Below are 10576 nucleotides of genomic sequence, written 5' to 3' on the forward strand. Positions count from 1 at the left end.
CCCTCACCCCGCCCCGTCCGCCCCGCGCCGCGGCGCCTGCGAGGATGGTCGCATGCCTCACGACATCCGCCTCGTCGCCGTCGACATGGACGGCACGCTCCTCGACGGCGACGGCCGGATCCCGGCATCCCTCTGGGATGTCCTGCCGCGCCTCGCCGCGCGAGACGTGGCCTTCGTGCCGGCGTCCGGACGCCAGCTGGCCACCCTGCGCCAGGCGTTCGGAGACGCGTCGAACGACATGTCGTTCATCGCCGAGAACGGTGCGTACGTCGTCCACGAGGGTGTCGAGGTCGCCGCGTTCGCCCTGGAGCGAGACGTCGTCGAACGCGCGATCCGCCACCTGCGCGACCTCTCCGCCGCCGGCTACGACCTCGGCGTGGTCCTCTGCGGCAAGCGTTCGGCGTACATCGAACGCACCGACGAGGACTTCACGGCCCACGCCGCCACCTACTACGCCGCCCTCGAGGCGGTCGACGACCTGCTCGCCGTCGACGACGACGTGCTCAAGATCGCCGTCTACGACTACGCGCTCGCCGAAGAGAGCGTGGGACGCGCCCTCGACGACATCGCCGCGACGCACCGCGTCGTCGTGTCGGCGCGGCACTGGGTCGACATCATGAACCCCGGCGTCGACAAGGGGACCGCCCTTCGCGCTCTGCAAGAGGCACTGCAGGTCGCCCCGGGGCAGACCGCCGCCTTCGGCGACTACCTGAACGATCTCGAGATGATGGATGCCGCCCACTGGTCGTACGCGATGCAGAACGCGCATCCCGACGTCCTCGCCCGCGCGCGTCACCGCGCCCCGTCGAACATCGACCAGGGCGTCCCCCGCACGCTCGCCGAGCTCTTCCCAGAGGGCTGAACCCGCTCAGCCTCCGGTGGGGAACGTCGCGTCCAACGCCGCCTCCAGGTCGGCGAGCAGGTCCTCGGCATCCTCCAGCCCCACCGACAGGCGCAGGTGCCCGTAGCGGCGGAACGGCTCGGGATACGTCGCCGTGCGCGGACCGTCCGCCGCGGTGTGCACGATCAGACTGTCGTCGTGGCCGAGCGAGAAACCCGACGTTATGAGTCGCAGCTGCGCCACGAAACGGTTCTGCGCGTCGGGATCGCCCTCGACGGCGAACGCCATCATGCCGCCGTACGCGCGGCCGCCGAATTGGCGCCGGGCGACCTCGTGGCCGGGATGGGACTCCAGACCCGGATACGCGACGAAGGCGACTCTCCGGTCCGCCTCGAGGAACTCCGCGATCCGCTGCGCCGATGCGAAATGCTGACGCAGCCGCAGCGGCAGCGTGACCGATCCGCGCTGGATCATCCAGGCGTTGAAGGGCGAGACGATCCCGCCGACGTCGACCATCGCGTCGGCCTTGATCGGCTCGATGAGCTCGCTGCGCCCCACGACCGCTCCGCCCATGGCGTCGCCGTGGCCGTTGATGTACTTCGTCAGCGAGTGCACGACGAGGTCGACGCCGTCCTCGAGCGGACGGTAGAACGGCGGCGGCGTGAACGTCGAGTCCACCATCAGCACCGCACCGGCGGCGTGGGCGATCTCGGCGAGAAGGGCGATGTCGGCGACCTTCGTCGTCGGGTTGGCGATCGCCTCGACGCACACGAGCACCGTCTCGGGACGCAGCGCCGCGCGAACGGCATCCGCATCCGAGACATCGACGAAGGTGGCCTGGATGCCGTAGCGCCGGGGCAGCAATTCGGTCCACAGCCGCCACGTGGCCTCGTACACGACGTCGCTGACGATGACGTGATCCCCGGCGCGCACGTGCGTGAAGAACACGGCGTGCAGGGCGGCGACACCGGACGCGAGGACGACGGCGTCCTCGCCGTGCTCGAGGGCGGCGAGTTTGCGTTCGAGGACAACTTGGTTGAGGCCGGAGTTGCGGGTGTAGAGGTTCGGCGCGGTGGCCGACCAGCTGATCTCGCTCGGATCGTCGGGCAGCGCGAAAGAGTTCGACATCACCAGTGGCGTCTTCAACGCGCGGGTGCTGTCGAGCCGGACACCGCCGTGCACCGCCAGGCTCGACGGCCCCAGGCTCCGCTCGACGCCGCGCTCCGGACGACCGGCCCCGCCGCCGACGGTTCCGCCCGCCTGCTCGGCCGTCTTCGCGTCGTCTGCTGCTGGCATCCCGGTCCCCTCTCGCGCCGGTCCGGCCCGGCACCTCATCCGAGGTGAGCGTGCGCGTCACCCGGCTCGATCAGCGTAGTGAGCGCATCGACCCGGCCGTCATGAACTACTGTGACCTGCGTCGCCCGGACGCCTCTTCGGCTCCGGGCTCGATCACGATTGCGAGTTTCCCCATGAGTCGTCCCACCGATTCGTCCGTCGACGTCCCCGCGAGCGAGGGCGGCCCCCGCCGCCTGCGCCGTGCCATGGAGGCGCGACACCTCGTGATGATCGCCCTGGGCGGCGTCATCGGATCGGGATTGTTCCTCAGCTCGGGGTACACGATCAACCAGGCGGGACCACTGGGCGCCGTGCTGGCGTACCTGCTGGGCGCGTTCGTCGTGTGGCTCGTCATGGTGTGCCTCGGAGAACTCGCGGTGGTCTATCCCGTCTCGGGATCCATCCACATCTACGCCGCGCGCACGATGGGGCCGGCGACCGGTTTCGCCACCGCCTGGCTGTACTGGTTGTGCTGGGTGGTCGCCCTCGGTTCGGAGTTCACGGCATCCGGCATCCTAATGCAGCGATGGTTCCCGACCGTCGACGTCTGGGTGTGGTGCATCGTGTTCGCGGGTGTGCTGTTCACCCTCAATGCGATCTCGGCGCGCGTCTTCGGCGAGACCGAGTTCTGGTTCGCCCTCATCAAGGTCGTCGCGATCGTGGCGCTCATCGTGCTCGGGACGATGGCGATCTTCGGTTTCACGCCGCTGTCGTCCGAGCCTCACGCGGCGGTCGGCCTGAGCAACTTCGTCACCTCGGACGGCCTGCTCCCGGCCGGCCTGGGCGGTGTGCTCATCACCTCGCTCGCGGTGTTCTACGCCTTCAGCGGCGCCGAGCTGGTCGGGGTGGCCGCGGGTGAGACGAAGGACCCGGCCCGCAACATCCCGCGCGCGCTGCGCTCCACGGTGCTGCGTCTGCTGGTGCTCTTCGTGGGCTCGATCATCGTCATCGCGGCCCTGCTGCCCTATGAGCAGGCGGGGCTGTCGTCGAGCCCGTTCGTCGATGTCTTCGAGTACGTCGGCGTGCCCTACGCCGCCGACATCATGAACTTCGTCGTGATCACCGCGCTCCTCTCGGTCGGCAACAGCGGCCTCTACTCGTGCGCCCGGATGCTGTTCTCGCTCGCCGAAGAGGGGTACGCGCCCAAGGCGTTCACGCGCCTCACGCGCCGCGGCATCCCGATGATCGCTCTGCTGGTGAGCCTGGCGATCGGCCTGGTCTCGCTGATCTCGAGCGTCATCGCGGCCGAGACGGTGTACCTCGTGCTGGTGTCGATCGCCGGTTTCGCCGCCGTCGCGGTGTGGATGTCGATCGTCGCGGCGCAGTTCTTCCACCGGCGCGCGTACGTCCGCGACGGGGGCGATCCCGCGGCCCTCGCCTTCCGCACCCCGTTCTACCCCCTGGTGCCGATCCTGGCGTTCGTGCTGCTGACGGCATCGATCGTGGCGATCGCGTTCGATCCCAATCAGGCGCCGGCGCTGTACTTCGGCATCCCGTTCGTGGGCCTGTGCTATCTGTTCTTCTGGCTGCGGTACGGACGCAAGGGCATCACCCCGGTGCGACGCGACGAAGAGGCGCCCCTCGCCTGACGGCTGTACACCGCGGCCAGTCACGGGGGTCGCGCGCGCCAGATCGGTGGATGCCGCGCACCCCGCGCTCGCGTTAGCGTCGCACGACCACGAGCACGCGGGAGCAGACATGAGCACGCCCGACACCCCCGGCACCGACACCCCCGGCACCGCCGACGACAGCACCGCCGGCACCGCCGACACAGCCGACCGCGCCGCCGCCGCCCGCGCCGACACGATCGTCGTCGGAGCCGGGGTCGCGGGACTCGCCGCCGCGCGACTGATCGCCCGCGCGGGTCGACGCGTGATCGTGCTCGAAGCTCGCGACCGCGTCGGCGGACGTGTCTTCACCGACCGCACGGGCGGTCACGTCACGGACCGCGGCGCGTCGTGGATCCACGGCATCGACGACAGCCCGGTCGCCGAGGCGGCGCGCGCCTTCGGCATGCCGATGGTGGAGTTCACCGTCGGCGGGTACCAGCCGGACTCCCGTCCCCTGACGTATTTCGACGCCGCGGGCGAGCGGCTCGACGAGGCCGCGGTCCGCGGCTACGCCGACGACATCCGCACGGTCAACGCCGCGCTCGTCGACGTGATCGCGCGATCGGGGCCCGATGCCACGTACGGCGAAGTCGTCGAACAGGTCCTCGCCGAGCAGGGGTGGGGTGCCGAACGCGCCGAACGGGTGCGCGAGTACAACGACCGCCGCGCCCAGGAGCAGTACGGCATCGGCATGGACGGCCTGGGCGCCCACGGCCTCGACGACGACACGGTCAACGGCGACGAGGTCGTCTTCCCGAACGGGTACGACGAGCTCGCCACCCGCTTCGCCGAGGGCCTCGACGTGCGGCGCGAGCACCGGGTCACTCGCGTCCGTCGGACCTCGGGCGGCGTCGAGGTCGACACGGACCGGGGCGTCTTCGCCGCCGCCGACGTCGTGGTCACGGTCCCCGTCGGCGTCCTGCACGCCGGCGACGTGGTCTTCGAACCGGCTCTGCCCGAGACTCACAGCCGGGCGCTGAGCCTGTTGCGCATGAACGCGTTCGAGAAGGTCGTGCTGCGCTTCGCGGAACGGTTCTGGGATGCCGGGGTCTACGGCATCCGTCAGCTCGGCGACGAGGGCGAGTGGTGGCACTCCTGGTACGACCTCGGCCGCCTGCACGACGAGCCGGCCCTGCTGACCTTCGCCGCCGGACCCGCCGCCGTGGCCACGCGTACCTGGAGCGACGACGAGATCGTGGCATCCACCCTCGCGCAATTGCGCCGGCTGTACGGCGACGCGGTGCCCGCCCCCACGAGCGCCGTCGTGACGCGCTGGCAGGACGACCCGTTCTCGCGCGGCTCCTACGCGTACATGCTGCCGGGGTCGGTCGGCGCAGACCACGACGTCCTCGCCGAGCCCATCGACGGCGTGCTGCACCTCGCGGGCGAGGCGACCTGGGGCGATGACCCCGCGACCGTTCCCGGCGCGATGCTGTCGGGCCATCGGGCCGCGCAGAACGTGCTGGGCCGCGAGATCCCGGTCGGCGATCTCTGGGCCTGAGACTCAGCGCGGGTCGGGGCCGGTCGCCACGGGAAGGTCGGGGTGATTCGACCACTGACTCCACGAACCCGCGAAGACACGGGGCTCGAAACCGGCCAGGGTGAGCGCGACCGCCTGGTGCGCCGCGGTCACGCCCGAGCCGCAGTAGACGCCCACGTCCATCCCGTCCTCGGCGCCGAGCAGGCGGAAGCGCGCGCGCAGCTCGTCGGGCGAGCGGAAGCGACCGTCCTCGTCCACGTTCTCGGTGGTCGGTGCGCTCACCGCGCCGGGGATGTGACCCGCGCGCGGGTCGATGGGTTCGATCTCGCCGCGGTAGCGCTCGCCGGCGCGGGCGTCGAGCAGCAGTCCCGACTCGGCGAACCCCGCGACGGCGTCGAGTTCGAGCGCGGGCAGCGACCCGTAGGTCAGCTCGACCGAGCCGGGCGCGGGGGTCTCGGCATCCCCGTGCTCGAGGGTGAACCCCGCGTCGGTCCAGGCCCGCAGCGACCCGTCGAGCAGCCGGACGTCGGCCACCCCGGCATGACGCAGCAGCCACCAGGCCCGGGCGCTCGAGAGGTTCTTCAGGTCGTCGTAGACGACGACCGTGTCCCCGGGGTCGATGCCCCAGCGGCGGGCGGCGGACTGCAGCGTCTCGATCGGGGGGAGGGGATGCCGTCCCTCGGTCGGTGCGCCGTGGGCGGCGAGGTCGTGGTCGAGGTCGACGTACTGCGCGCCGGGGATGTGTCCCGCGCGGTACGCGGGCAGGCCGTCGGGACGGTCGAGCCGCCACCGCACGTCGAGCACGCGGACGGGTCCGCCGTCGGCGAAGGCCCCGTCGTCGAGGGCGGTGCGCAGGGCGGCGGCGGAGACGAGGATCTCGGTCATGGTCCCAGTCTGGCGGTCATGCGGCCGTCGGGGGAGCGGGCTCGGATCCCCGCGTGGCGCCGTCGGCGACCCGCGCGCGGGCGCGATCGTGGCGCGAGGCGATCGGGACGATCTCGGTGGCGCGGGGCAGTCCCATCGCCGGGGTGCCGACGTAGATCGATTCGGCACGGTCGACCAGATACGTCTCGTGCCAGATGCCGACCGCCTTCGGCGCCGTGCGGGCGCGACGGTTGAAGCGCGTCCAGGCGGGGCGGTGCTCCTGGTCGGGAGCGGCGGCGTAGGCGTACAGCTTGTCGAGCGAGGACCAGTACTGCACGAGGTACGGTCCGCGGGCTCCCACGAGCATCGTGTAGCCGAGCAGGCCGGAGTCGGCGTCCATGCTCAGCTCGCGCAGCATCTTGGGCATGTCGCCGAAGACCGGCATCCACAGGTCGGGACGCCACCACTGGTTGACGGTCATGCCGATGTGGAACACGACGAGTTCGCCGTTCCATCGGTGGGTCATGCGACCCGGAATGAGGGATGCCATGGCATGTCCTTTCTGGATAGTGACACTATCCAATGTTGGATAGTATCGCTATCGAGTCAAGGGGGAGACGTGCGGATCTCGGAACTGTCCACGCGCAGCGGCGTCCCCGTCGCCACCATCAAGTACTACCTGCGCGAGAAACTGCTCCCCGAAGGCCAGCGGTCCTCACCCACGCAGGCCGCGTACACCGAGACGCACGTGCAACGCCTCGGCGTCATCCGGGCGCTCGTCGACGCGGGAGTCGGCATCGCCGGGGTGCGCAAGGTCGTCGGCGTCCTCGAGGAACCGCCCGAGAACCCCTACGACCTGCTGGGCGCCGCCAACGCAGCCGTCACCCCCGAGGTCTCGGCGGACATCGACCTCACCGCCGCCCATGCGATCCTCGAGCGGATGGGCGGGACCCCCGACGCCTGCGCCCCCGACCAGATCGCCGCTGTCGCGCACGCCCTCGCCGCCCTCGACCGCGCCGGGTTCGTCGTCCCCGACGACGTCATGGACGCCTACGTGGAACACCTCGGCGCCCTCGCCGAGGCCGAGCTCGCGGCCACCCCGCAGACCTCGATCGAGGATGCCGTGCGCTACGTCGTCCTCGGAACCGCCCTGGTCGAACCCCTCATCCTGGCGCTCCGTCGGGTCGGTGAGCAGGTCGCCGCCTCGCGCCGATTCGGGCCCCCACCCGCCTAGCGATTCGGATTCGTCGCCGCGCCGTCCAGCCAGAGCTCGTCGCTGGCGTCGCCGTGGGCACCCCCACGACCGACGTGGGCGTCGGAGATCCTCGGACCCTTCGTGATCACGTGCACGAGTGCCATGCCGTGACCGCGTCCGAGGTCGTAGTCGGTCTTCAGCCACTCGAGGATGGGGGTCGCCTTCGTGCCGGGACCGAATCCCCGTTCGGCGGCGAGGGCGACGAACTGCCGGGGAGTGAGCCCCGTCTTCGTCTCGATGTTGTCGAGGTACGACTGGAACGACATGGGCCGACGGTAGCGCAGGGCGCCGACCTCGCGCCACGGCCCGCACGGTAGCGTCGAAGGGTAACCGTCACCGTCCATCGAGCGCCCGTCGCCGGCATCCCTCCCCTCACGCTCTACCGCATCCTGTGGCTGCGCGTCACCGTGTTCGTCGTCGAGCAGCAGGCCGCCTACCCCGAGATCGACGGACGCGACATCGAACCCGACGCCGAGCTCATGTGGGCCGCCGACGACGACGACGTCCTGGCCACTCTGCGCCTGCTGCGCGAGCCCGAGAACACGCGCATCGGCCGTGTCGCCACCGCGGCTGCGGCTCGGGGCCGCGGCATCGCCGCCGACCTTATGCGTTCCGCCGTCGCGTACCTGGATGCCGAGGCCCCCGGCCTGCCGATCCTGCTCGACGCGCAGCAGCATCTGGCCGAGTGGTACGGACGGTTCGGTTTCGTCGTGTCCGGCGACGCGTTCGCCGAGGACGGCATCCCGCACGTGCCCATGCGCCGCGAGGCGCCCGGGCGCTGACCGAGCCGCTGCGGCGAGCTAGAGCTGGATGCCGTTGTCGGGATCGTTCACGCCGACGTTTCGGCCTCGGCTCGACTCGTAGGCGATGAGCCAGCCCACCGACACCGCCGCCGCGATGATCAATCCCAGCCAGACGTTCTGCCAGACCAGCCCGAACAGGATGCCGAGGCCCAGCAGCAGCAGACTGCCCAGCACCCAGTACGTGCGGCCGCGCGGCCAGCCGGTCCCCGTCTGCGTCATGCGCCCAGCCTAGGCGGCCGACCCCGCGGGACCGTCACTCGGCTTCGCCGACGGCCACCATCCAGGCCACCCCGAAGCGGTCGACGAGCGTGCCGTACAACCCACCCCACGGCGGAACCCCGACCGGCATCTCGATCCGGCCACCCTCACCGAGCGCCTCGAACCAGGCGCGCAGCTCGGCCTCTTCGTCGCCGGTGATGGCGAGCGAGAACCCGCCCGCGGGCGCCAGCTCCATGGCCGAGGGGGTGTCCGACGCCATCAAGAGGAACCCGCGCGCGGTTCGCAGGCGCGCGTGCATGACGAGACCTCCCTCGCCCTCGCCCACCGGCATGCCGAAGTCGTCGAAGGTGGCGATGTCCAGGTCGCCGCCGAACACCGAATGGTAGAACTGCATCGCCTCGCGTGTGGAGGAACGGAACTGCAGATACGTCACGAGTGCCGTGGTCATGCCAGCAGTGTGCACCCGCCGAGCGGGGATGTCATCACCCCCGCGCGTCAGCGATCGCGATGATCCTCGGGGTGAAGGCGAGGGCCGCGACGGGGTTCGAGCGCCGAGCCCGCGTAGATCAGACGGATGACGCGCTGCCGGTGGCCGGCGAAGGGCTCGAGCAGTTCGAGCATGCCGTCGTCGTCGGTGCGGTGGCCGGTCAGCGCGAAACCGACCTGATGGGCGAGGTGGTAGTCGCCGACGCTCACGGCATCCGGATCTCCGAAGGCGCGGATGCGCGTCTCGGCGCTCGTCCAGATGCCGACGCCGCGCAGGCCGATGAAGACCCGGTCGCGGGCCTCGCCGTCGACGGCGGCTTCGGCGGCGCGCACGACGCTCTCGCCGCGCCGCGCGGTCTCGACGATCGTGCGCGACTGGGGCGGCTCGAGTCCTGCGCGGTGCCACGCCCAGGACGGCACGTGGCGCCATCCATCGATGCTCGGCGGCGCGAACATCGGCCGCGGCGTGGGACCGGGGGCCCGCTCGCCGTACCAGGTGACGATGCTGCGCCAGACCGAGAAGGCCTGCATGCTCGTGACCTTCTGCTCCATGATCGCGCTGACGAGGGCGTCGAACACGAGATCGGTGCGGCCGATCCGCAGGTCGGGGTGACGGCGGTGCCATTCGGCGACCGAGGGATGCCGCGTCGCGTCGAATCCGTCGGGATCGTCGTGGGCGCCGCACAGCGCCGGGACCTGCGCGAGCGCCCATTCGGCACCGGGCCCCCAGGCGGCGGCGCGCACGGCTCCGCCCGCGCTGCGGCGCAGCGCGAGCGTCGCGATGCCCAGCGGGGTGCGGCTCACCCGCCACACGATCCCGCCGGTCGAGAGGGGCGTCGTCGCGTGATAGGTCGGGTCGTTCGCCCCGTGCCGCTGGGCGGCGATCGCCCGACCGACGTCGGTGGGAACGCGAGGGCGGTACTCGCTCTCGAGCGGTCGGTCGACGCGGGCGACGAGGTCGCGCGACGACTGCCGCGCGCGAACCCCGGTCGATCTCATGCGGACACCTTACGTCGACCCGCCGACATCGCGGCATCCGGGGACGAGGCCGCGCGATCCGCCGCGACGGAAGCCGTTCAGAACCGGTCGGGCGAGGGCGTGCCGTGGCCGTAGCGGATCGAGACGTCCGCGTGACGGTCGAAGCGGTAGCCCACACCGCGCACGGTGCGGACGATGTCCTCGTACACCCCGAGCTTGGCGCGTAGGCGACGCACGTGCACGTCGATCGTCCGCTCGCCGGGAGCCTCGTCGTCGGTCGCGCCCTCCCACAGGGAGGCGACGAGCTCGGTGCGCTCGATCGTGCGTCCCTCGCGCAGCACGAGGTACTGCAGCAGCTCGAATTCCTTGAAGGTGAACGCGGCGGACTCTCCGTCGATCAGGACGCGCTTGCGCGAGATGTCGACGACGACGCCGCCGGGGGCGCGGTCCTCTTCGACGGGTTCGTCCTTGGTGCGGGCCACCGCGGAGGGCTCGTGCAGGGCGAGACGGACGACGTCGACGTCGCGCCCCCCGGAGCCGACGGGAGCGAGGGCGACGGTGGCGTAGGTCTCGGCGGCGGGGGCCAGCTCGCCGAGCGTGCGGCGCAGGGCCTCGACGAGGGTGCCCAGGCTCACGCCCGCGGCGGCGGCCTTCGCTTCGTCGATCCCGACGTAAAGGGCGAAACCGCGGGGAGCGGTGGGGGAG

Annotated in this window: 13 protein-coding genes; 5 read left to right on the forward strand and 8 right to left on the reverse strand. The window is 71.2% G+C overall.

Features of this window, described 5'->3' with window-relative positions; translation table 11 throughout:
• Positions 1 to 52 precede the first annotated feature (52 nt).
• Positions 53 to 862, forward strand: coding sequence for a Cof-type HAD-IIB family hydrolase (locus DBR36_RS02955; RefSeq protein ID WP_108317493.1), 810 nt, complete (start codon positions 53 to 55; stop codon positions 860 to 862).
• Positions 863 to 868: 6 nt separating this feature from the next.
• On the opposite strand, the gene DBR36_RS02960 is transcribed toward DBR36_RS02955, so the two are convergent.
• Positions 869 to 2137: a PLP-dependent aspartate aminotransferase family protein gene (locus DBR36_RS02960; RefSeq protein WP_108317494.1), complete on the reverse strand. Its 1269-nt coding sequence runs from the start codon at positions 2135 to 2137 to the stop codon at positions 869 to 871.
• A gap of 173 nt (positions 2138 to 2310) precedes the next feature.
• Here DBR36_RS02960 and DBR36_RS02965 point away from each other — a divergent pair, with 173 nt between their 5' ends.
• A complete protein-coding gene (locus tag DBR36_RS02965; protein ID WP_108317505.1) occupies positions 2311 to 3765 on the forward strand; it encodes an amino acid permease in 1455 nt (484 codons plus the stop codon).
• 109 nt (positions 3766 to 3874) lie between these two features.
• Positions 3875 to 5287, forward strand: coding sequence for an NAD(P)/FAD-dependent oxidoreductase (locus DBR36_RS02970; RefSeq protein WP_108317495.1), 1413 nt, complete (start codon positions 3875 to 3877; stop codon positions 5285 to 5287).
• A 3-nt stretch (positions 5288 to 5290) separates the two neighbouring features.
• On the opposite strand, the gene DBR36_RS02975 is transcribed toward DBR36_RS02970, so the two are convergent.
• Both DBR36_RS02975 and DBR36_RS02980 read right to left on the reverse strand, forming a co-directional pair.
• Positions 5291 to 6151, reverse strand: coding sequence for a sulfurtransferase (locus DBR36_RS02975; protein WP_108317496.1), 861 nt, complete (start codon positions 6149 to 6151; stop codon positions 5291 to 5293).
• 16 nt (positions 6152 to 6167) lie between these two features.
• On the reverse strand, positions 6168 to 6680 hold the full coding sequence (locus DBR36_RS02980) for a DUF4188 domain-containing protein (RefSeq protein WP_108317497.1): 513 nt from the start codon (positions 6678 to 6680) through the stop codon (positions 6168 to 6170).
• Between the two features lie 69 nt (positions 6681 to 6749).
• On the opposite strand from DBR36_RS02980, the gene DBR36_RS02985 reads away from it, so the two are divergent.
• Positions 6750 to 7364 carry a MerR family transcriptional regulator gene (locus DBR36_RS02985; protein WP_108317498.1) on the forward strand — a complete coding sequence of 205 codons (615 nt, stop codon included), beginning with the start codon at positions 6750 to 6752 and terminating at the stop codon, positions 7362 to 7364.
• Here DBR36_RS02985 and DBR36_RS02990 read toward each other — a convergent pair.
• On the reverse strand, positions 7361 to 7651 hold the full coding sequence (locus DBR36_RS02990) for a DUF4287 domain-containing protein (protein WP_108317499.1): 291 nt from the start codon (positions 7649 to 7651) through the stop codon (positions 7361 to 7363). The genes DBR36_RS02985 and DBR36_RS02990 overlap by 4 nt on opposite strands.
• A gap of 141 nt (positions 7652 to 7792) precedes the next feature.
• Between DBR36_RS02990 and DBR36_RS02995 the strand changes: the two genes are divergently transcribed.
• Positions 7793 to 8167 carry a GNAT family N-acetyltransferase gene (locus DBR36_RS02995; RefSeq protein ID WP_308810937.1) on the forward strand — a complete coding sequence of 125 codons (375 nt, stop codon included), beginning with the start codon at positions 7793 to 7795 and terminating at the stop codon, positions 8165 to 8167.
• A gap of 18 nt (positions 8168 to 8185) precedes the next feature.
• Here DBR36_RS02995 and DBR36_RS03000 read toward each other — a convergent pair whose 3' ends face one another.
• The 4 genes from DBR36_RS03000 to DBR36_RS03015 all read right to left on the reverse strand — a co-directional run.
• Positions 8186 to 8407 carry a hypothetical protein gene (locus DBR36_RS03000; protein ID WP_108317501.1) on the reverse strand — a complete coding sequence of 74 codons (222 nt, stop codon included), beginning with the start codon at positions 8405 to 8407 and terminating at the stop codon, positions 8186 to 8188.
• Between the two features lie 34 nt (positions 8408 to 8441).
• Positions 8442 to 8855, reverse strand: coding sequence for a VOC family protein (locus DBR36_RS03005; protein ID WP_108317502.1), 414 nt, complete (start codon positions 8853 to 8855; stop codon positions 8442 to 8444).
• Between the two features lie 47 nt (positions 8856 to 8902).
• On the reverse strand, positions 8903 to 9892 hold the full coding sequence (locus DBR36_RS03010; protein ID WP_108317503.1) for a DNA-3-methyladenine glycosylase: 990 nt from the start codon (positions 9890 to 9892) through the stop codon (positions 8903 to 8905).
• 77 nt (positions 9893 to 9969) lie between these two features.
• On the reverse strand, positions 9970 to 10576 hold a 607-nt coding region (locus DBR36_RS03015), incomplete at its 5' end, for a winged helix-turn-helix domain-containing protein (protein WP_108317504.1).

Origin of the sequence: Microbacterium sp. HMWF026, assembly GCF_003061325.1 — a bacterium.
GTDB classification, from domain to species: Bacteria; Actinomycetota; Actinomycetes; order Actinomycetales; family Microbacteriaceae; genus Microbacterium; species Microbacterium testaceum_E.